A 19,589-nucleotide genomic window follows, 5' to 3' on the forward strand; every position below is an offset into this window, starting at 1 on the left:
ATGTCGCACCAGACCGAGGCGGACAGGGTGCTGCGTTCCCTGGGCAGGGCGTGCCTTGATCACGACCCGGACGTCCTGCGGTCCGTGCTGGACCGGGTCGGCGACAAGTGGAGCCTGATCCTCATCGGGTTGCTCGACAGCGGGCCGATGCGCTTCACCGAGTTGCTGCGGACGGCGCCCGGCATCTCCCGCCGCATGCTCTCGCTGACGCTGCGCGGCCTGGAGCGGGACGGGCTGGTCAAGCGCGTGGTCTTTCCGGAGATCCCGCCCCGGGTCGAGTACGAGGTCACCCCGTTCGGACGCACCCTGTCCGAACCCGTCCTGGCGCTCACCCGGTGGGCGGCCGACAACCAGGACACGCTCCGCGGCAACCGCCGCGCCTTCGACCAGGCCGCCGGCCACGACCCCGACGATCTCGACTGAGACCTCGCCGGTCCTGACCTTCCGCGCAGCCTTGGACGATGGACATCATCCATCTTGGCGCCGCACGGCCTCCTGAGCATCACTTCCACGAAATTTCGGATGACGGGCATAATCCAGATTCTGGATGTTGTTCATCATCCACAGGAAGGAGTGGAAGACATGTCACCGACCTATGACCCCCGTCGTACAGCCGTCTTGCTGGTCGATCCGTACAACGATTTCCTGTCGGAGGGCGGCAAGATCTGGCCGCGCGTGCAGCCCGTGGCCGAGCAGGTCGGCCTGCTGGACCACCTGCGCTCCGTGGTCACCACCGCCCGGGAGGCGGGCGTCCGCGTGATGATCGTGCCGCACCGCCGCTGGGAACCCGGCGACTACGAGACGTGGGACCACCCCAATCCCACCCAGCGCGGCATCATGGAGCGGCACAGCTTCGCCCGCGGCACCTGGGGCGGGGAGTTCCACCCCGACTTCCAGCCGCGCCCCGGCGACATCGTGGCCCGGGAGCACTGGGCGCAGAGCGGCTTCGCCAACACCGACCTCGACTTCCAGCTCAAGCAGCACGGCATCACCCACGTCGTGCTCGTCGGCCTGCTGGCCAACACCTGCATCGAGTCCACCGGCCGGTTCGCCATGGAGCTCGGCTACCACGTCACGCTCGTGCGCGACGCCACCGCGGCGTTCCTGCCCGAGATGATGCACGCCGCCCACGAGCTGAACGGCCCCACCTTCGCCCACGCCATCACCACCACCGGCGACCTCACGGCCGCGTTCAAGGGAGCGCACGCATGACACTGACCGGTGCACTGCTGATCGGGGCGGCCCAGGTGCCCGCCACCGCAGGGACCATGAAGGCGCTCAACCCCGCCACCGGAGAACTGATCGGACCCGAGTTCGCCTTCGGCGGCGCGGACGAGGTCGACCGCGCGGTCCGCCTCGCCGACGAGGCCTTCGACAGCTACAGCCACACCGGCCTGGCCGAGCGGGCCGCGTTCCTCGACCTCATCGCCGGCAAGCTCGAGGCGGTCAAGGACGAACTCGCCGCACGCACCGCCCTGGAGACCGGCCTGCCCGCCGCCCAGTTCGAGGGCGAGATCGTCCGGAGCGCCGCGGTGTTCCGCAAGTTCGCCACCGTGGTCCGGCAGGGCCGCTTCCTCCAGGCGACCATCGACCCCGCGCAGCCGGACCGGCAGCCCGCACCGCGCCTGGACCACCGGTTGCAGAAGGTGGCTCTGGGTCCCGTGGTGATCTTCGGCGCCGGCAACTTCCCGATCTCCTACTCGGTGGCGGGCGGCGACACCGCCTCCGCCCTGGCGGCCGGCTGCCCCGTCATCGCCAAGGCGCACAACGCGCACCCCGGCGCCGCCGAGATCCAGGGCCGCGTCATCCAGGAGGCCGTCGCCGAGGCCGGACTGCCCGAGGGCGTCTTCTCGCTCGTCCGCGGCGCCGGCAACGAGATCGGCGAGGCGCTGGTGGACCACCCGCTGGTGCGGGCGGTCACCTTCACCGGCTCCGAGGCCGGCGGCATGGCCCTCTACCGCCGGGCGCAGCGGCGCCCCGACCCCATCCCCGTCTTCACCGAGATGACCAGCGTCAACCCCACCTTCGTGCTGCCCGCCGCCCTGGCCGCCCGCGGCGCCGAGATCGGCGCGAACCTCGTCCAGCGGGCCATGTTCAACGTCGGGCAGGCCTGCCTGAAGCCCGCCGTCCTGCTCGCCGCCGACGGGCCCGGCTACGGGGAGCTGCGCGACGCGGCCACGGCCGAGGTGCGGAAGGCGGCCGCCAGGACCATGCTCACCCCCGGCATCCACGACTCCTACCTCCGCAACGCCGAGCGCCTGGAGGACGACGGCGCCGCCCTGATCGGCGCGGGAACGGCTCCTGCCCACGCCTGGGACGGCCAGTCCCTGCTGTACGAGGTCACCGGCGACCAGTTCCTGGCCGAACCGGCCCTGCGCGAGGAGGTCTTCGGCCCCGCGATCCTGCTGGTCAGGCTCACGGGCACGGACCAGCTGCTCGAAGCCGCCCGCGCCTTCCGCGGACAGCTCTCGGCCACCCTGCACGCCGACGCCGCCGACCGCGCCGCCGCCCAGCGGCTCCTGCCGACCCTGGAGCGCCGCACGGGCCGCATCGTGTTCAACGCCTTCTCGATCCCGCAGGAGGTCTCCTACGCCTCCACCCACGGCGGCCCGTTCCCGGCCACCTCCGACAGCCGCTTCACCTCCGTGGGGATGGGCGCGATCGAGCGGTTCATCCGTCCGGTCACCTACCAGAACTTCCCGGACGACCTCCTGCCGCAGCCCCTGCGCGAGGCGAACCCGCTGCGCCTCTGGCGGCTCGTCGACGGCGAACTCACCCAGCACTGATCACCCGCCATGGCCCCGTCCGTTCTCCCGGACGGGGCCCAGCCGGCGAGCAAGGAAGGAAGCCCGTCGCCTACGCCGGGTCGTTCGAGGTCGTCGATGCCACGACCGTCGAGCACCACGTCACGACGAGTCTCTTCCCGAACTGGATGGGACGGCGCCAGGTGCGGAAGGTGAGCTTCGCAGGCGAGCTCCTCAAACTCGGCATCGCCACCCCCACCCGGCTCTGGGGTGCGCAACGGACAGCCGAACTGATCTGGAGCAGGCTGGTCTGACCGCCTGGCACCGACTCGGCCCGGTGGCGCGGGGGCGGCAGTCCCCCGTGTTGCGTTCATCGGCTGGACGCGACTGTATGGGGGGTATCGGCCATGGGACATCAGCGCAACTCTCGCCCATGGCCCGGAAACGGAGGAAGATGGCCGCCGGACCTCTGTCAGGCGGCGGCGGTCTCGAAGGGGCGGAGGTGCGTCAGTCGTGATGCCGCTCTCCGTACGGCTCGTTCCCGTGGGGGACACCACCCTGGTGATCGTCCTGGCCGGAGAACTCGACGTGACCACGCGGCCCATCCTGGCCGCTCCTCTTGCCCCGATCGCGCAGACCCTCGTCGTCTACGTGGTCGTCGCCGCCGCGGAGCTGTCGTTCTGCGACCTGAGCGGGCTCGACCAACTCGCTCGCACGCACCGGACCCTGCGGGCCAAGGGCGGACACCTGGCCGTTGCCGAAGCCCAGCCGCCGCTGTGCCGGCTGATCGCCCTGCAGGCCGAGCACGACACAGCGCCCGCCATCGCCGCATACGCCAGCATGGCCGCGGCCCTGTCGGCCACGGATGTGGAGATCTGCCAGCTCGACGGCCCGCCTGCCCCGCTGCCCCGGCACCAGCCCCGCGTCCGCGAGCTGCGCGGCGCCCGCGTCCCCAGCAGCGGTCGTCATCTCAGGCACTTACACCGCCGCACGAGCTCCCGGGGAGACGGCTGCGGCGAGTGAGAACCCCGGCCGGGCTTGAGCCGGTTCGGCGGCAGCACGGGACGGTTCATCTGCGGTCGCGGACGAACTCCAGCCGCACGGGATCTCGACCGGATCGACGCCCGCTCACCGGCCGCGCGCTGCGGCGACAACCGCCGGCACGATGACCAGCGCCAGGATGCCGCCGCCGATGGCAAGAAGGGGATAGCCCGCAACGGCGACGACGAGGCCCGAGGCCATGCCGCCGGCGGCGCCGGCGATGGAGATGGAGACGTCCACCAAGCCCTGGGTTCTGGCGCGGCGGGCCAGCGGGACGGCATCGGTGATGATCGCGGTGCCGGTGACGAGACCGAGGTTCCACCCCAGCCCCAGCAGCGCGAGGGCCACCGCGAACGCGGCGACGGAGTCGTCGGGGGCGCCGGCGGCGACGATTCCGGCGGCCAGGAGGGTCAGTCCGGAGGCGGCGGCCATGGGCAGGCGGCCGTAGCGGTCGGCGAGCCAGCCGGTCAGGGGCGAGGGCAGGTACATCGCGCCGATGTGGACGGCGACGACGAGGCCGGAGGCGGCGGTGCCGTGGCCGTGGTCGTGCATGTGGACGGGTGTCATGGTCATGAGCGCGACCATGACGAACTGGGTGAGCACCATGATCAGCGCACCGACCGGCACGCCGGGGCGAGGCCTTTCGACCGCGGGACGCGACCGGCCGTCGGCATCGGCGGGCTGGGCGCGCGGCGCAACGGCGCGTTCGGACTCCAGGGCGCGGGCCAGCAGCAGCGGATCGGGGCGCAGCCAGACGGCCAGGACCGCGGCGGCCATCGCATAGGCGGCGCCGGCCAGAAGGAACGGCCCGGCCAGGTAGGGGATGCCGAGGCTCTGTGCGAGGACGCCGGTGGGTGCGGCGAGGTTGGGGCCGAGCACGCCGCCCAGGGTGGTGGCGACCAGCACGGTGGACACAGCACGGGCTCGGCGTGCGGGGGTGGCCAGATCGGCTCCGGCGTAGCGGGCCAGCAGGTTGGTGGCCGTGCCTGCGCCGTACACGAACAGCGCGAGGAACAGCAGGACGGGGTTGCCGGCGACGGCGGCGGCGATGACGCCGGCGCTGCCGACGGCACCGGCCAGGTACCCGGCGGCAAGGCCGGGGCGGCGGCCGCGGGACTGAGAAAGGCGCCCGACGGCGACGGCCGCCAGCGCGGAACCGGCGGTACCCACGGCACTGGGCAGGCCGGCGAGGCTGGTGGAGCTGAGCATGTCCTGCGCGAGCAGGGCGCCGACGGTCACGCCGGCCGCCAATCCGACGCCGCTGAGGACTTGGGCGGCGACCAGGACGATCAAGGCGCGGCGCTGCGCCTGAAGGCGCGGGCCGTCCCCGATCCGGACAGGCACGTTCATCGTCACGAGGGAGTTCTTTCGATAGGAGTGACCGGGCCGGCCGCCTCCGGTGGCGCGGTTCCGACAGGTCAGGCCGGCGGGAGCCGACGCGGCGGGGCCCGGCGAAGAAGCGGCGGCGCATCGCCCCCGGCGCGCGCCCGGGGCCATCAGCCCCGGTCGCCCAGGTCCAGGCGGTCGGCCAGCCCGGCCTCGGTGAAGGCGGCCACCAGCTCGTCACGGCCCTCGGTGAAGTGGGCCCAGCTGTCGTAGTGGACGGGAACCACCCGGCGGGCGCCGAGGATCCTGGCGGCCTCGGCAGCCTGCGCGCTGTCGATGACGATCAGCTCGCCGCCGAACAGGACGGGGAATCGGGGGGCGCCGGCGAACAGGATGGCGGTGTCCACGGGGCCGAATCGGCCGGCGATCTGCTTGACCAGGTCGAGCGAGGCGTTGTCGCCGCTGACGTACACCGTGGGCAGGCCCTCCCCGGTCAGGACGAATCCGACGACTTGACCGGTGATCGGTTCGACCTCCTCGCGCGGGCCGGGCCCGTGAATGGCGGGCACGCCCGTGACGGTGATCGTGCCGCCGCCGGGGCGGTCCAGCTCGATCGGCTCCCAGTCGGCCAGCCCCCGGGCCCCGTCCCCCAGGCGCTGACCGCCGCCAGGCGTGGTGAGCGTGAGCGTGACGTCGGCGAGCAGCGCCCGGCCGGAGTGGTCGAGGTTGTCGGGGTGCTCGTCGTGGGAGAGCAGGACCACGTCGACACGGCCGAGGTCGGCCGGTACGGCGGACGGGGGAGCCGTCTTGGTCAGGCTGCCGCCCGGTACGTGATAGTCGCCGGGAGCGTCGAAGGTCGGGTCGGTCAGGAACCGCAGGCCGCCGTACTCGAAAAGGGCGGTGGAGCCGCCGAAGACGCGGACAGGGAACTGCTCGGTGGTCGTGCTGAAGCGAGACATCCAGGCACCTCACGGATGAGAAACGGTTTATCCGTGATGAACGTAGCGGTGTCTCACGGACGAATGCAAGCCGTACCATGAGAGCCATGAACGAGCCCTCCATCGCGGAGTCCGTGTTGCCGCCCGCGCCGGGGGCGGAGGACTACCTCGCCCTCGACTTCGTCAACAGCGCCATCGCGCTGCCGGGAGGGCAGTTCATCGACCTCCTCGGCACCCCGGAGACGACGAACCGCTGGCTCGCCGAACGCGGCCTCGCACCGGCCGATGCCGGGGTGCAGGAGATGTGCACCACGCAGCTGCGCTCGCTGCGCGAGCACGTCAGGGCGTTGTTCGCCGCCCGCGTTGCCGGGCTGCCCGCCCTGCCCGCGGCTCTGTCCGCCGTCAACGTGGCGCTGAGCAAGGCCCCGACGGCCGCCCTGCTGCAGTGGGACGACAAGAGCGGCCCCTACCGCGCGGTGCCGTGCCCCACCGACGAGATCCTCGACCACGCCCTGGCGACCCTTGCGGCCAACACGGCCGACCTGCTCACCGGCCCCGACGCCGAGCGCCTCACCGCCTGCGGATCCACCCCCTGCAACCGCTACCTGCTGCGCCACGGCCGCCGCCACTGGTGCTCCACCCGCTGCGGTGACCGCGCCCGCGCCGCCCGTGCCTACGCCCGACGCGCCCACGCGAAACCACGCTGACGGGCCCCGCGTCTCCGCGGCGTGAGCGGGCACGGCCGTGCCCACTCCCTGAAGGAAGCCGAAGGTCTCGCCCAGGAACACGGTGGCGCAGACGACGCCGACGACGGGAGGGATTCCCCGGCCGCTTCGGTACCCGACTCATCCGGACGCAGGCCCGCCCAGCACGTGACCGGTCGTGTTGTCGATGCGGGCGGGCACGGGCTCGTGCCGGTCGCCGACCGTCTCTCCCGGGCTGAGCCGCGCGATGCGCGTGAGCCCCACGTACGCGGAGAGTCCTGTCCCGCCCAGCACGCTCAGGTACGCCGTCAGCGGCACGCCGGGCTCCTCGCGGACGACCCGCGTCTCCTCCGGCGCGACGACCGCGTGACTGCGCCAGCCCTGACGGTGGAAGACCACGTCGCCGGCCGCCAGGCGGGGGTCGCGCGACTCGACCACCCGGCCCAGCGCCCGGCCCTCCATGGGCACGCCGAGCTTCTCGAAGTCCATCCGTTCCCGCATGTAGGGGTCCACCGACAGGTAGAGGTTCTCCACCAGCGCCTGGCCGGGGCCCGGCACCGGGGCGGGGATCTCGACAGAGGCGAACTGGTCGGCGCTCGGCCACCCCTGGGGCCGGGCCACTTGATGCACAACGACAGCCATGGCGCGTCAGTCAACTCCGTGGCGGCGCACCGGCGACAGTGATTTAGCGTATGCCTCAATGATTACCTACCGGCTGTCCGTGGACGATCTGGCCAACGTACGTTTCGCCTGTTCACCGCTATTGGAGACGGTCACCAGCCTGTGGGCGCTGCGCCGGCCCGAGCGGCACACGATCCACCTGCCGTGATCTACCGGGGCCGGGGCATCGGCACCTTGTGGGAGCAGCCCGCCTCGCGCCCGCCGCAGGCCCTCGCCGACCTGATTGGATCCGCTCGAGCGAGCCTCCTGACGACCCTGGACGGCCCGGCGTCGACCACGGAGCTGGCCCGCCGCCACGGCGTCACACCCGGCGCCGTCTCCCAGCACCTCGCCGTGCTGCGGCGGGCCGGCCTGGTGTCCCGCGCCAGAGCCGGACGCCTGGTGCTCTACGCTCGCACGGAACTCGCGGACCTGCTGATGGCTCAGTGACCCGCTTGGCCCTTCCCCGGTCACCCATGAGCTCGGAGGCCGGTGGTAACCGCAGCCGCACCCCTTCATCTCCCCGTCTTGCACCCCTTCAGGGGAGAAGCCGGCGGTCCGGTCCAGCCCGACCCGGGGCCGCGGGCCTGGTAGCCCATGACTTCGCCCTTGGTCGCCCCCAAGGCGGTGCGAGCCGCGTAGGAAACGCGCGAGAGCGTCTCCCCGGTCGCCGGGTCGAGGATCTGCCTGTAGGAGACCGGAAGCTCCTTGCTTGACTTGCTGGAGTACACCAGGGAGCCTTCCGCCTCGCCGAAGTCGATGGATATGCCCTTTCTGCCGAGCGGATCCGTCACTGTGCCCACGACCTTGGTGGTCGGCAGATCGGCCAGACCACGGATGATCGCGGCGCGCTGCGCCGGGTTGAGCGGCATGCCCAGGAGGTTTGCGGCGGTCGGCAGGAACTTCCGCCTCCGTGGTGGACAGGCCATGCCAGGTGGTCAGAGTCGGGATCTCCTTGCCGGCCTCGGACAAGCGGGCCAGGGCGCGGAGTACGGCGACGCGCTCGGTGGCGTGCTCGCCTACGTCGGCGACGGCCTCTTCCATCCACGTTCTCAGCCCGGCTTCCAGAGACTCACGCCGTGCGGCCTGCCGGAAGTTGTCGCGCAGCACGTTGCGAGCGACGTGGAGAAGCCATGGGAACTGCGCCTGCTCGGGAATGCTGTCCAGACGCCGCCAGGCCACCAGGAAGGTCTCGCTGACCACTTCCTCGGCGAGCTGATGTCCGGCGCGACTGACCGCATAGCCGTACACCCGCGCTTGATAGGTGTTGTAGAGCGCGGTGAAGCGCTCATGGGGGTTGGGCAAGCCGGTTCCTTCGGTCGGGGACAACCGTTCACAGAGCAAGTGGTCCGAGGGAAGGCCTTCTTACACCCGATTCCGTTCTTCCCAAGCGTTCGGCCCTCGGGCGTCCGCCTGTCCCGCATGTCGTAAAGCTCCTGGACGAGGGCGGCCTGGTCGGCCGGGGAGTCGTTCCACGTGCCGGAACGGCGGTGGAACGCCCTACTGACGAGGGCTCCATCGCAGGAGCCGGAAGTAGGAGAAGAGGCCAATGAACCTCAGACGCGTGTTCGGCGTGATTGCGGGCACGGCGCTGGCCGCGGCCGTTGTGGCGGGGCTGCCCCAGCCCGCCTCGGCGGCAGCGGCGGCACTGCCCTTCGCGACCCCGACCACCTGCACGTTCAAGACATTCAACACCGGGAACTTCCTCACGGCGGTCGGCGGCGGGGGGCGTACGACCGACGTCATCCACTCGGACGCGACCGTGGCCCGGTCCTGGGAGCGGTTCACCCTGGTCGACGCGGGTGACGGCGTCCACTTCGGCATCAAGACCCGGACCGGGCACTTCCTCACCGCCGTCGGCGGGGGCAACCGGACCACGGACGTCGTCCACTCGGACGCGACCGTCCTGCAGGCCTGGGAGAAGTTCGCGCTGATCCGTCAGGGCGGGGACGGGTTCGCCATCCGGACCGTCGACGGCCACTACCTCACCGCCGTCGGCGGGGGCGGCCGGATCACCGACGTCGTCCACAGCAACGCGACCCTGATCCAGTCGTGGGAGATCTTCCGCGTCCAGTGCGGCCTCACGGCCGTGCCGGACGTGCAGAGCTTCGACGACGCGAGCGCTCGGCAGGCGATCGTGGCGGCCGGTCTGACGGTCGGGGCGGTCACGTTCGACAACACCTGCAGGGACGTGTTCGGAACCGTACTGTCCTCGACCCCCGGCGCCGGTACGACGGTGGTACGGGGATCGGCGGTGAACCTCAGGGAGTCCAGCGGGGTGAACGGCCAGGGCCGGCCCTGCGTGTTCCCATGATGCCCGTCATCGATTGATCGCCTGCGGGGCGGGCCGGGACGAAGACTGGCGTCCCGGCCTGTTCTGCGAGCATGCCCGAGCGCCGGCACATCACCGCCACCGGGCTCGCCTCCATGGACAGCTTCCCGGCATGGTTCAGGTGAGGTCCAGGCGGGTCAGTTCCCGGCGTGACCGGATGCCGAGCTTGCGGTAGGCCCGATACAGGTGATGCTCGACCGTGCGCGGGCTGAGGAACAGGTGCGCGGCGATCTCCCGGCTGGTGCTCCCGTCCTTGGCCAGGCGCACGACCTGGAGTTCCTGGGGCGTGAGCCGCTCCAGCGGGTCGGCGGCCGCCGGCCGGGCGGGCAGGACGGACTCTCCTGTCGCCTTCAGCTCCGCCTCCGCCCGCGCCCGCCACGGCGCGGCCCGCAACCGTTCGAAGGTCTGCAGCGCCGCCCGCAGCGGGGCGCGGGCATCGGCGCGGCGCCCGGACCGGCGCAGCCACTCGCCGTACACCAGCTCGGTGCGCGCCTGCTCGAAAGGCCGGTCCGCGCGCCGGTGCGCGGCCAGAGCGCGCAGATAGTCGTCCTCGTCGTCACTCAGCAGCCCGCGGCAGCGGGCGCTGACCGCCTCGGCCCACGGCTGTTTCCCGGCGTGCGCCCAGGCTTCCAGGCGGCGCAGGGGCTCCTCGGCCCGTTCGGGCTCGCCCAGCCGTACGGCCGCCTCGACCTGCTCGGCTCCGGCCGTGACCAGCACCGTCAGGTGGCGCAGCGGTCCTCGCGCCGCGGCCTCGAGCCGCTCCAGCACCTGGCCGTAGCGTCCGAGCCCCAGGTCGAGCAGGCAGAGTGCGGCCAGGCCGGTCATGCCGCCGGCGTCCGGGTGGTCGCTGGCGAGCCGGACGCAGCGTTGCTCGTCGCCCTCGATCGCCGCCACTCTGGCCAGCACCGAGTGCAGCCGCGGCACCCGCTGGTGCATCCCGGTGTCGCGGGCCAGCTGGACGGCCTCCTCGATGGACGCCTCGGCGTCACGGTGCCTGCCGGCCTGAACCTGCACTCCGGCCAGATCCTGCAACAGCTGCGGCAGCGCCCCGACCAGGCTCTGCCGGCGGAACCGGGTCACCTCGGCGCCCGCCAGGGCGGCGGCCGCGCCGTCGTCGGCCATGACCATCGCACAGAAGACGGCCCACTGCATGGTGGCCCCCTCCGGCTGCGTGTCCGGCGCCTGGCCGGTGACGTGAGCCAGGGTGTGCGGCGCCTGGCCGGTGACGCGAGGCAGCGTGTCCGGCGCCTGGCCGGTGACGTGCGGCAGGGTGTGCGCGACGAACTGTCCCAGGAGCGGCAGGCCGCGCGCGTAGTCGTCGTCGACCAGGTGCGCCAGCCCCTGGATCATCGGATCCTGCGCGCCCGCGGCGGTCAGCCGTGCCGCCGCGCTCCGGATCACCTCCGCTTCGCCGAACAGCCAGGCGTACCCGGCCGCGGTGCGCAGCATGGGCACGACCCGCACCGGATCGGCGGCGGCGCAACGTTCCAGCAGAAGGCGGGCGGCCGGCCGCCCCGCTCCCCGCTCGAACTCCACGGCCGCTCGTATCTCGGTCAGCGTGGCGAGGGACACCGGATCGTCCAGCAGCTCCTCGGCCTGGCCGACGAGCCCGGCGGCGTGGTCGGCGTGCCCGGACGAGAGCGCCAGCGCCGCCGCCCGGCCCAGCCGGGCAGCCCGGTCGCGCGGGTGCGGGGTGAAGAGCGCGGCCTGTTCCCACAGCCCGGCGGCGGCGGCGAAGGCGGTCCGGCCGCGAGCTCGTTCGGCGGCGCGCGTCAGCTCCACCGCGAGGTCCTCGTCAGGCGAGGTCGTCGCCGCGGCCCGGTGCCGGATCCGGCAGTCGTCGTCGGTGGCCGCGCCCGCCAGCGCCCGGTGCACGGCGATCCGCCGAGCCAGCGGCGCGCTCTGGTAGGCGGCGGTGCGGATCAGGGGATGGCGGAAGGCGATGGCCGCGGCACTCACCTCGACCAGGCCGGCCTTCTCGGCCTCCTCCAGGTCTTCCGGCCCGACTCCGAGCGCGTCCGCGGCGCTCAGCAGCATCGGCAGGTCGCCACGGCCCTCGGCGGCGGCCATCAGCATCATGAGGCGGGTCCTGTCGGGCAGCAGGGCGATGCGCGAGCGGAAGGACGCGAGCACCCGGTCGGCGATCGGGACAGGGCCGGCCGCCGCGTGGTAGCGCCTGCGTTCGCCGGAGAACTCGATCAGCGCCAGCGGGTTCCCCTCGGACTCGGCGATCACCTGCTCCCGGGCCGCGGGGGTGAGGCCCCGGTGGGTCAGAACGCGTTCCGCGTCCTGCTGCGACAACCTCGACGGGCGGATCTCCGGCAGACCGGGGGCGGCGAACCCCTCCTCCCGCGCGGCGAACAGCAGCGCCACCCGTTCCTGCGTCAGCCGCCGGGCGGCGAACAGCAGCGCGTCGGCGGTGGCGTGGTCGAGCCAGTGCGCGTCGTCGACCAGGCAGAGCACCGGCCCGTCGTCGGCGAGCTGGGCCAGCAGCATCATCACGGCCAGCCCGGACAGGAACCTGTCCTGCCCGGCCGCGCCGCCCGAGCCGAGCACCGCGCGCAGGGCGTCGGCCTGTGTCGCGGGCAGAGCTTCGAGGCGGTCCTTGACCGGCCAGAGCAGCTGGACGAGCCCGGCGAAGGCAAGATCTGCCTCCGTCTCGATGCCGGCGACCCGCAGGACGCGCACGCCGCTGCCGGCGCAGTGCTCGGCGGCCCAGTCCAGCAACGCCGACTTGCCGATCCCGGGCTCGCCGCGCAGGACGAGGCCGCCGCTGCGGCCGGCACGCGCGGCCTCCACGAGGTCCTCGATCGCGGCCTGCTCGCTCGCCCTGCCGTACAGCAACCGACCATGCCTTTCGTCAGGGGGATACGTACCGCAGCCATCCGGGACACGTACGCGATCTCAGTAGTTCAGTACCGAAACCTTACCGATTCGGCCCGTAAAGACCCATTCATAGCCTCGTAGCGCGAAGACGATCCCGTAACGAGGAGGATGATCGTGAACGAGCTTCTCACGCCGGTGACCGCCGGCGAGCTGGCTCTTCCCAACCGCCTGATCATGGCGCCCATGACGCGCAGCCGGGCCCGCGGCGGGCTCGTCGGTGAGCTGACCGCCGAGTACTACGCCCAACGCGCCGGCGCCGGGCTGATCATCACCGAGGGCACCCAGCCCTGCGTGATCGGCCAGGGCTACATCGACACCCCCGGCCTGCACACGCCGGAGCAGGTGACGGCCTGGCGGCTGGTCACGGACGCGGTGCACCGGCGGGGCGGCCGCATCGCCGTCCAGATCATGCACTCCGGGCGCATCGGCCACCCCTGGCTGTACCCGGCGGGCGAGCTTCCCCTCGCTCCGTCGGCGATCTGCTCGGGAGAGCGGCTCTACACCCCCGAAGGGCTGCTGGACCACCCGACGCCGCGGGAGATGACGCTCGCCGACATCGACCAGGCCATCGAGGATTTCGCGTCGGCGGCCCGGCTGGCGATGGACGCCGGCTTCGACGCGGTCGAGCTGCACGGCGCCAGCGGCTATCTGATCCACCAGTTCCTGTCGGACAACACCAACCGGCGCACCGACGCCTACGGCGGTTCGGTGGCCGGGCGCCTCAGGTTCGCCATGGAGGTCGTGCAGGCCGTGTCCGACGCGATCGGGCCAGGCCGCACCGGCCTGCGGATCTCGCCCGGCATCACCTACAACGGCATGAACGAGAGCGACACGGAGATCCTCTACACGGAGCTGGCCCGGGCGCTCGCGCCGCACGACCTGGCGTACGTGCACGTCTCGGAGAACGACACCCGCGAGGTGACCAAGCTCATCCGCGAGCTGTGGCAGGGCCCGCTCATCCTCAACCCGCACCCGTGGAGCGGCGAGGAGCCGGCGAATCCCGCGGACGGTGCCGACGCACTGCGCTCCGGCCTGGCCGACGCGATCTCCTTCGGCCGGCTGTGGCTGGCCAACCCCGACCTGCCCGCCAGGATCGCGGCGGGCGGGCCGTACAGCGAGGCCGACCCGAGCACCTTCTACGGCGGCGACCATCGCGGCTACACCGACTACCCGGTGCTGCCCGCCGACGGGGCGGACAGATGAGCAGCTCGTCCCGCACCCCCTCCACCACCCGCGCCGGCACCACGGATCGCGGGGTCCCGGCGGCCTGGCTGGCGCTGCTGGCGGGGCCGCTCTCGTTCGGGATCGCCGGGCCCAGCCTCATCCTGCCGGACGCCGCCCGCGACCTCGGCCTGACGCTGGGCGCCGTGACCTGGATCGTCACCGCCTTCGGCTGGGCCATCGCGATCGGCACCCCCTTGATGGCGAGCCTGCACAGCCACCAGGGCATCCGCCGGGCCTTGCTCACCTGTGCCGCGCTGATCGCCCTGGGCGCGGTGCTCGTGGTGAGCGTGCCCACGCTGCCGTCGCTCGTGCTCGGCAGCGCTGCTCAAGGGCTCGGCACCGCCGGATTCACCACGATCGCCATGAGCCTCACCCGCTCGGCGCGCTCCATGGGACTCGTCACGGCCTCGCTGGCGACCGTCGGCTCCGCCGCACCGCTGATCGCCGATCTGGCCGCACAGCTGCTGTCCTGGCAGGCGGCCCTGGTGTTGCCCGCGCTGAGCCTGCTCGCCGTCCCGGGCGTGCTGCGCCACCGGCCGGGCGGCCCCGCGCCGCAGGCACCCTTCGACCCGGTGGGCGCGGTGCTGCTGACGGCACTGGTCACCGCGCTGGTGTTCGTGCCCCACTCGTGGCCGGTGGCGGGTGCCGCCGCCGTGGCCGGTGGTGGGCTGCTGGTGCTGCACCTGCGCTCCAGGCCCGACGGGTTCGTGCCCGTGTCGATCGTCCGCGCTCCGGTGTTCCTGCTGGCGTCCGGGCTGGCGTTCCTGCTGGCCGCGATCAACTTCGGCATGATCTATCTGCTGCCCGCCCTGCTCACCGAGCAGGCGAGCTGGACCAGCGGCCAGGTGGGAGCCGCCATCCTGTGGCCGCTGATGTTCGGCGGGCTGGCGTCCTACGGGATGATCGCCGTCACCGCGAAGGCCCCGGTGAAGAGCGTCGCCGTGCTCTTCCCCGGGCTGGCGGCGGCAGGGGTGGGGCTGGCATGCCTCAGTACCTGGCCGGCTGTCCTGCTCATCGCCCAGGCGCTCACCTCCCTCGCCGCCGCCTCCGGGCAAGGGGCGTTCGCGGCACGCGCCGCCGCCGCGGTGCCCGACGGCGCCAGATCGACGGCCATGGGCCAGTTCAACCTCTGCTACCTGCTCGGCGCCGCGTTCGGCCCGGCCATCGCCGCCGCACTCGCCGGCTGACCCGGCCAGTCCCCCTCCCGCGGCCGATGCGCCAGGACGCCGCCTGCGCCCGAGCCGCCCGCCGGGGTTGCCGCCCACCGCCTGAACAGGTGGCCGAATCATCAGGAAATACCCGGCTTCTGGACGTCCGTATGCTGCCCACTGATCACTCTTCATCGGTACGGGACGGATCGACTGAGCGGGGGAAGCGTTGGGACGGCGTGAGCGGCCACTGGATCCGGCGGACGGGCCCGTCGCCCGGTTCGCCTTCGAGCTGCGCAAGCTCCGGCAGGAGGCGGGCGGCCCCACCTACCGGGTGATGGCCGGGCGGGCCCACTACTCCCCGGCGACGCTCGCCCAGGCCGCCGCCGGGGACCGGCTGCCCTCGCTGGCGGTCGCCGAGGCGTACGCCGAGGCCTGCGGGGGAGACGTCGAGGAGTGGCGGCGGCGCTGGCGGGAGGCCGGCCGGGAGGCCCGGGAGGAGGCCGCCGCCGCGGACGACTCCGCGGCACCGTACCTGGGGCTGACCCGGTTCGAGACCGAGGACAGCGACCTGTTCTTCGGGCGCGCGGCCCTCGTCGAGCGGCTGTCCGCCCTGGTCCGCGAGCACCGCCTCGTCATGCTGGTGGGCCCGTCGGGCAGCGGCAAGTCGTCACTGCTGCGCGCCGGCCTGGTGCCGTGGCTGCGGCAGGCCGCCCGGCCCGGCGAGCGGCCTGCTTCGATCCGCGTGCTGACACCCGGTGCCGAGCCGGAGTTCCCCGGCCGGACGCACGACGTGGTCATCGTGGACCAGTTCGAGGAGGTCTTCACGCTGTGCGCCGACCCGGCACGGCGGGCCCGCTTCATCGACGCGCTGCTGGCCGGGGACGGCGGCCGGGTCGTGCTGGCCGTACGGGCCGACTTCTTCGGGCGCTGCGCCGAGCACCGGGAGCTGGCCGAGGCCGTCCGGGACGCGACCACGCTGATGAGCCCGATGAGCCCCGCCGAGCTACGAGAGGCGATCACCGGGCCGGCCGCCAAGGCGGGCCTGGTCGTGGAGCGCGAGCTGACCGCCAGGATCGTCGGCGAGGTGGCGGGGGAGCCCGGCGGCCTGCCGCTGATGTCGCACGCCCTGCTGGAGACCTGGCGCCGCCGTCACGGCCGGGTCCTGACCACGGCCGCCTACGAGGCCGCCGGCGGCATCCGGACCGCCATCGCGCGCACCTCCGAGGAGCTCTACACCGGCCTCACCGCCGACCAGCGGGAGCGCCTGCGCCATCTGCTGCTGCGGCTGGTCACCCCCGGCCACGGAGCCCAGGACACCCGCCGGCCGGTGGATCGGGCCGAGTTGCTGACCGGCGACGACGACACCGAGCCACTGCTGGAACGGCTGGCCCAGGCCAGGCTGATCACCCTCGACGGCGAACGCGTGGACCTGGCGCACGAGGCGCTGCTGACCGCCTGGCCGCGGCTGCGCGGCTGGATCGAGGAGGACCGAGAACGGATCCGCCAGCAGCGCCTGCTCACCGAGGCCGCTCGCGCCTGGCACGACCACGACCGCGACCCGGGCGGCCTGTATCGCGGGGCCCGCCTGTCGATCGCCGCCGAGCAGTTCGCCTCCTGCGACGGCCTGACCCCCTTGGAGCGGGAGTTCCTCACCGCGGGTCTGGCCGCCCGGGACCGCGAGCGGCGCCGGCGCCGCCGCCGTACCGGGGCGATCTCGGGGTTGCTCGTCCTGACGCTGGTCGCCGCCCTGCTGGCCTGGCAGCAGAGCCGTACCAGCCTGGTCCAGCAACGCGAGAGCGCGGCCCGCCGCGCCGTCGGCGTGGCCGAGAGCCTGCGCGAGGCCGACCCGGTCACGGCCATGCGGCTCGCCCTCGCCGCCTGGCACCTGGCCGACCTGCCCGAGACCCGCTCGGCTCTGCTGGCCGCCGCCGGCCAGCGCACCCAGGACGTCTTCACCGACCCCGACGGCAGCGCCGGCACCACCCGCCACCTCAGCGCCGACGGCCGCACCCTGCTCAGCGTCGGCGCCGACCAGGTCACGATCTGGGACCTGGAGACCCACCGCCGCACCGCGTCCATGCCCGGCCTGCGCGCCGACCGGTCCGAGGCCGGGGTACGCCGAGGCGACGCCTGGCAGGTCCCCCTGGTACGGGACGGCGAGATGACGCTGTGGGACCTGCGCGCCGGCCGCCCCGCCACGACCACTTTCGGCCCCGTCACCGGCGGCGTCGAGATGGGGGCGAGCGGCCGCAGCCTGATCACCTACGAAACCGGCCGTTCCCGCCGCCGCGTCCAGGTACGCGACGTCCGCGACGGGCGGCGGCTCATCGAGGTCAGCGTTCCCCGCACCGCGGCGGCCGAGCCGGACGAGGCCACCTGGGAGCCGGGAGCGGCGCACGTCCGACGCTACGAGGAGGAGCGCAGCATGCCGCCGCTCATCGACGCCTCCCTCAGCCCCGACGACCGCGTCCTGGCCGTGTGCGTGCCCGGCCTGCCGCTCCAGCTCTGGGACGTCGGGACCGGGCGCAGGATGCACACGCCCTGGGCCCCTGCCGTCACCATGCGGCAGTGCCAGTACGAGCACGTCAGTTTCACCCCCGACAGCCGGCGACTGGCCCTCATCACCGACGACGGCGTCCGCCTGTGGGACCTCGCCTCCGGGACGGAGCAGGCCACGGTTCGCCATCCGGGGATCAAGGAGATCGGCTTCAGCGCGGACGGCGCCTTCCTGGTCGCCGCCGACGCGACCGACATCCTGCTCTGGCGGCTCGCCGGCCCCGGCTTCCTGGTGCTGCGTCACTCCCTGTCCGGCCAGTACGCCATGGACCTGCGCGTGGACCCGCAGGCGAACTGGATCCGCTACCTGTCCGGCTCCGGCCGCGCCTGGCCGACGACCGTCCGCACCCTGAACCTGGGCAGCGCGGTGACCTCCGGCTGGCGGCCTCAGGCCGCGCACGAGGCCGCCTTCAGCCCCGACGGCACCACGCTCGCGCTCGCCTACACCGACGAGAAGGCGGGCACCGTCCGGTTCCGGCTGCACGACCGGCACTCCGGGCAGCCCCTCGCCGACCTGCCGGACGTGCCCTGCCCGGCATCGGGCTCGCCGGAAGGCTGCTCGGCCCTGCTGGCCTTCAGCTCCGACGGGCGGCTGCTCGCCTTCGGCGCCTCCCCGCCCGGTGTGGAATCGCCGGCCCCCCGTGTGTCCCTGTGGGAGGTCTCGCGCGGGCGTACGACGGACACCCTGCCGCTGCGGACGCAGGACATCCGGAACGTGGAGGCGATCGCCTTCGCCGCGGGCGACCGGTCGCTGCTGATCGCCGAACAGCCCACGCTGGGCTCCCTGCGGCTCTGGGACCTCGACCGGCGGGTCGCCACCAGGACGCTGGCCGGCACCAGCGCGCACCGGATCGCCCTCAGCCCCGACCGGCGGCAGCTCGTCACCTCGCAGGGAGAGGTCGTGGACCTGCCCTCGGTCACCAAGGCCACCGGCCGGCACGGCCCCGGCGAGACCACCGCGCTGGCCTTCAGCCCCGACGGCCGCCACCTCGCCGCCGGCGACGACACCGGCGCCACCGTGCTGTGGGACGGCCGCGTCCAGCGGCGCCTGGGCGTGCTGACGCCGCCGGGCACGACCGTCCACGACTACGGCAAGCTCGTGACGGCGCTGGCCTTCTCGCCCGACGGCACGATGCTGGCCGCAGGCAGCGGCGACGGCTCGCTGCAACTGTGGGACGTCGCCTCCCGCGAGCCGATCGGCTCACCGCTGCCCGCCGGAGGCGACATCATCCTCGCGCTGGCCTTCGGCCCCGACGGCCGGACCCTGTACGCCGCGAGCGGGCACGTCCCCCTCCAGAAGTACGCGCTCAGCCCCGACGCCGGCGCGGCCACCCTGTGCCGTCGCGCCGGCGGCGGCCTGCCGGCGCAGGAGTGGGACAGGCACTTCCCCGACCACCCCTACCGGCAGACCTGCCCGCCGCGGAAGGGAGCGTGAGCCGTGCCGCTCCCCGGGCGGGTCACTCGATCCAGCTACTGTCCGTGCAGGCGCTCTTGGTCACCCACTGGTGGGAGGAGATCTTGTTGTTGATGGTCGGGCCGGTGGTCAGGTAGTCGTCGGAGAGTTTGTCGGCGTAGAGCTCGTCGGGGGCGAGGCAGCCGTAGCCGTACCTGTGGTCCTGGTGGGTGTAGTCGTAGAAGGCGACGTACTTGAGCTGCTCGTTGGTGAAACCGTTGTTCATCAGGGACGAGGCCTTGTTGGTGTCGCTTCCCCTGAACGCGCCGACGTTGTCGCCCCAGTCCAGGTCGTTGCCGTCGTCCGCGCCGAGCGGGTCCTCACAGTCGGTGCTGCCGAACGCGCGGACCTTCCCGTCCCGGTGCGCCTGCTCGTTCTCGGTGGGGACGTCGAACCAGACGGCGTCGCAGTTGGCCACCTGCTTGCGGGCGGCGTCCGCCGAGGCGGCGGGGGCGGCCGCCGGCGCGGCCGCGACGGTGATCGCGGCCAGCCCGAGGGCGGACATGGTCGTGGTGATCCTTCGCATGGTGACTCTCCTTCTGCCTGCCCCGTGGCAGGCGTCATGGGGCGCGCG

General features: G+C 73.0%; 18 protein-coding genes and 1 pseudogene. 12 read left to right on the forward strand and 7 right to left on the reverse strand.

Annotation, left to right across the window (positions count from 1 at the left end; genetic code table 11):
- The 5 genes from ACBJ32_RS05830 (at position 1) to ACBJ32_RS05850 (ending at position 3,767) form a co-directional block, all read left to right on the forward strand.
- Positions 1-423, forward strand: a complete 423-nt coding sequence (locus tag ACBJ32_RS05830; protein WP_375125776.1) for a winged helix-turn-helix transcriptional regulator — start codon at positions 1-3, stop codon at positions 421-423.
- Positions 424-582: 159 nt separating this feature from the next.
- Positions 583-1,212 carry a cysteine hydrolase gene (locus ACBJ32_RS05835; protein ID WP_375125777.1) on the forward strand — a complete coding sequence of 210 codons (630 nt, stop codon included), beginning with the start codon at positions 583-585 and terminating at the stop codon, positions 1,210-1,212.
- A complete protein-coding gene (locus tag ACBJ32_RS05840; protein WP_375125778.1) occupies positions 1,209-2,786 on the forward strand; it encodes an aldehyde dehydrogenase (NADP(+)) in 1,578 nt (525 codons plus the stop codon). Before ACBJ32_RS05835 ends, ACBJ32_RS05840 begins: the two co-directional genes overlap by 4 nt.
- Positions 2,786-3,058, forward strand: coding sequence for a lipocalin-like domain-containing protein (locus ACBJ32_RS05845; RefSeq protein ID WP_375125975.1), 273 nt, complete (start codon positions 2,786-2,788; stop codon positions 3,056-3,058). The genes ACBJ32_RS05840 and ACBJ32_RS05845 overlap by 1 nt, the downstream gene beginning before the upstream one ends.
- A 202-nt stretch (positions 3,059-3,260) precedes the next feature.
- Positions 3,261-3,767, forward strand: a complete 507-nt coding sequence (locus ACBJ32_RS05850; protein ID WP_375125976.1) for an STAS domain-containing protein — start codon at positions 3,261-3,263, stop codon at positions 3,765-3,767.
- A 105-nt stretch (positions 3,768-3,872) separates the two neighbouring features.
- Here ACBJ32_RS05850 and ACBJ32_RS05855 read toward each other — a convergent pair whose 3' ends face one another.
- Positions 3,873-5,135, reverse strand: a complete 1,263-nt coding sequence (locus ACBJ32_RS05855; RefSeq protein WP_375125779.1) for an MFS transporter — start codon at positions 5,133-5,135, stop codon at positions 3,873-3,875.
- A gap of 146 nt (positions 5,136-5,281) precedes the next feature.
- Positions 5,282-6,070 (reverse strand): MBL fold metallo-hydrolase, encoded by a 789-nt coding sequence (locus tag ACBJ32_RS05860; RefSeq protein ID WP_375125780.1) that lies wholly within the window; start codon positions 6,068-6,070, stop codon positions 5,282-5,284.
- Positions 6,071-6,156: 86 nt separating this feature from the next.
- Here ACBJ32_RS05860 and ACBJ32_RS05865 point away from each other — a divergent pair, with 86 nt between their 5' ends.
- On the forward strand, positions 6,157-6,756 hold the full coding sequence (locus ACBJ32_RS05865; RefSeq protein ID WP_375125781.1) for a CGNR zinc finger domain-containing protein: 600 nt from the start codon (positions 6,157-6,159) through the stop codon (positions 6,754-6,756).
- 138 nt (positions 6,757-6,894) lie between these two features.
- On the opposite strand, the gene ACBJ32_RS05870 is transcribed toward ACBJ32_RS05865, so the two are convergent.
- Entirely contained in the window at positions 6,895-7,395 is a 501-nt protein-coding gene (locus ACBJ32_RS05870) for a hypothetical protein (RefSeq protein ID WP_375125782.1), read from the reverse strand.
- Between the two features lie 58 nt (positions 7,396-7,453).
- Here ACBJ32_RS05870 and ACBJ32_RS05875 point away from each other — a divergent pair, with 58 nt between their 5' ends.
- Both ACBJ32_RS05875 and ACBJ32_RS05880 read left to right on the forward strand, forming a co-directional pair.
- Positions 7,454-7,582 carry a hypothetical protein gene (locus ACBJ32_RS05875; protein WP_375125783.1) on the forward strand — a complete coding sequence of 43 codons (129 nt, stop codon included), beginning with the start codon at positions 7,454-7,456 and terminating at the stop codon, positions 7,580-7,582.
- Positions 7,579-7,863: an ArsR/SmtB family transcription factor gene (locus ACBJ32_RS05880; RefSeq protein ID WP_375125784.1), complete on the forward strand. Its 285-nt coding sequence runs from the start codon at positions 7,579-7,581 to the stop codon at positions 7,861-7,863. The genes ACBJ32_RS05875 and ACBJ32_RS05880 overlap by 4 nt, the downstream gene beginning before the upstream one ends.
- 65 nt (positions 7,864-7,928) lie before the next feature.
- Here ACBJ32_RS05880 and ACBJ32_RS05885 read toward each other — a convergent pair whose 3' ends face one another.
- Positions 7,929-8,285 (reverse strand): hypothetical protein, encoded by a 357-nt coding sequence (locus ACBJ32_RS05885; RefSeq protein WP_375125785.1) that lies wholly within the window; start codon positions 8,283-8,285, stop codon positions 7,929-7,931.
- A gap of 262 nt (positions 8,286-8,547) precedes the next feature.
- Positions 8,548-8,664 (reverse strand): annotated as a pseudogene (locus ACBJ32_RS05890) (RNA polymerase); the annotation flags it as partial.
- Positions 8,665-8,962: 298 nt separating this feature from the next.
- Here ACBJ32_RS05890 and ACBJ32_RS05895 point away from each other — a divergent pair.
- On the forward strand, positions 8,963-9,727 hold the full coding sequence (locus ACBJ32_RS05895; RefSeq protein ID WP_357881570.1) for a PASTA domain-containing protein: 765 nt from the start codon (positions 8,963-8,965) through the stop codon (positions 9,725-9,727).
- A gap of 135 nt (positions 9,728-9,862) precedes the next feature.
- Here the strand turns inward: ACBJ32_RS05895 and ACBJ32_RS05900 are convergent, their stop codons facing one another.
- Positions 9,863-12,589: an AAA family ATPase gene (locus ACBJ32_RS05900; RefSeq protein WP_375125786.1), complete on the reverse strand. Its 2,727-nt coding sequence runs from the start codon at positions 12,587-12,589 to the stop codon at positions 9,863-9,865.
- A gap of 150 nt (positions 12,590-12,739) precedes the next feature.
- On the opposite strand from ACBJ32_RS05900, the gene ACBJ32_RS05905 reads away from it, so the two are divergent.
- From ACBJ32_RS05905 to ACBJ32_RS05915, 3 genes are all read left to right on the forward strand, one after another.
- A complete protein-coding gene (locus ACBJ32_RS05905) occupies positions 12,740-13,834 on the forward strand; it encodes an alkene reductase (RefSeq protein ID WP_375125787.1) in 1,095 nt (364 codons plus the stop codon).
- On the forward strand, positions 13,831-15,042 hold the full coding sequence (locus tag ACBJ32_RS05910) for an MFS transporter (RefSeq protein ID WP_375125788.1): 1,212 nt from the start codon (positions 13,831-13,833) through the stop codon (positions 15,040-15,042). Before ACBJ32_RS05905 ends, ACBJ32_RS05910 begins: the two co-directional genes overlap by 4 nt.
- A gap of 190 nt (positions 15,043-15,232) precedes the next feature.
- Positions 15,233-18,997, forward strand: coding sequence for a hypothetical protein (locus ACBJ32_RS05915; protein WP_375125789.1), 3,765 nt, complete (start codon positions 15,233-15,235; stop codon positions 18,995-18,997).
- Positions 18,998-19,019: 22 nt separating this feature from the next.
- Here the strand turns inward: ACBJ32_RS05915 and ACBJ32_RS05920 are convergent, their stop codons facing one another.
- Positions 19,020-19,541 carry a hypothetical protein gene (locus tag ACBJ32_RS05920; protein ID WP_375125790.1) on the reverse strand — a complete coding sequence of 174 codons (522 nt, stop codon included), beginning with the start codon at positions 19,539-19,541 and terminating at the stop codon, positions 19,020-19,022.
- Positions 19,542-19,589 lie beyond the last annotated feature (48 nt).

Source organism: Nonomuraea sp. GTA35, assembly GCF_041950525.1.
In the GTDB taxonomy this organism is placed as follows: Bacteria; Actinomycetota; Actinomycetes; order Streptosporangiales; family Streptosporangiaceae; genus Nonomuraea.

Coding starts and splice junctions, on each gene's coding strand:
- ACBJ32_RS05830 (WP_375125776.1), top strand. CDS start 1: ATGTCGCACCAGACCGAGGCGGACAGGGTGCTGCGTTCCCTGGGCAGG.
- ACBJ32_RS05835 (WP_375125777.1), top strand. CDS start 583: ATGTCACCGACCTATGACCCCCGTCGTACAGCCGTCTTGCTGGTCGAT.
- ACBJ32_RS05840 (WP_375125778.1), top strand. CDS start 1,209: ATGACACTGACCGGTGCACTGCTGATCGGGGCGGCCCAGGTGCCCGCC.
- ACBJ32_RS05850 (WP_375125976.1), top strand. CDS start 3,261: ATGCCGCTCTCCGTACGGCTCGTTCCCGTGGGGGACACCACCCTGGTG.
- ACBJ32_RS05855 (WP_375125779.1), bottom strand. CDS start 5,135: ATGAACGTGCCTGTCCGGATCGGGGACGGCCCGCGCCTTCAGGCGCAG.
- ACBJ32_RS05860 (WP_375125780.1), bottom strand. CDS start 6,070: ATGTCTCGCTTCAGCACGACCACCGAGCAGTTCCCTGTCCGCGTCTTC.
- ACBJ32_RS05865 (WP_375125781.1), top strand. CDS start 6,157: ATGAACGAGCCCTCCATCGCGGAGTCCGTGTTGCCGCCCGCGCCGGGG.
- ACBJ32_RS05870 (WP_375125782.1), bottom strand. CDS start 7,395: ATGGCTGTCGTTGTGCATCAAGTGGCCCGGCCCCAGGGGTGGCCGAGC.
- ACBJ32_RS05875 (WP_375125783.1), top strand. CDS start 7,454: ATGATTACCTACCGGCTGTCCGTGGACGATCTGGCCAACGTACGTTTC.
- ACBJ32_RS05885 (WP_375125785.1), bottom strand. CDS start 8,285: ATGCCGCTCAACCCGGCGCAGCGCGCCGCGATCATCCGTGGTCTGGCC.
- ACBJ32_RS05895 (WP_357881570.1), top strand. CDS start 8,963: ATGAACCTCAGACGCGTGTTCGGCGTGATTGCGGGCACGGCGCTGGCC.
- ACBJ32_RS05905 (WP_375125787.1), top strand. CDS start 12,740: ATGATCGTGAACGAGCTTCTCACGCCGGTGACCGCCGGCGAGCTGGCT.
- ACBJ32_RS05910 (WP_375125788.1), top strand. CDS start 13,831: ATGAGCAGCTCGTCCCGCACCCCCTCCACCACCCGCGCCGGCACCACG.
- ACBJ32_RS05920 (WP_375125790.1), bottom strand. CDS start 19,541: ATGCGAAGGATCACCACGACCATGTCCGCCCTCGGGCTGGCCGCGATC.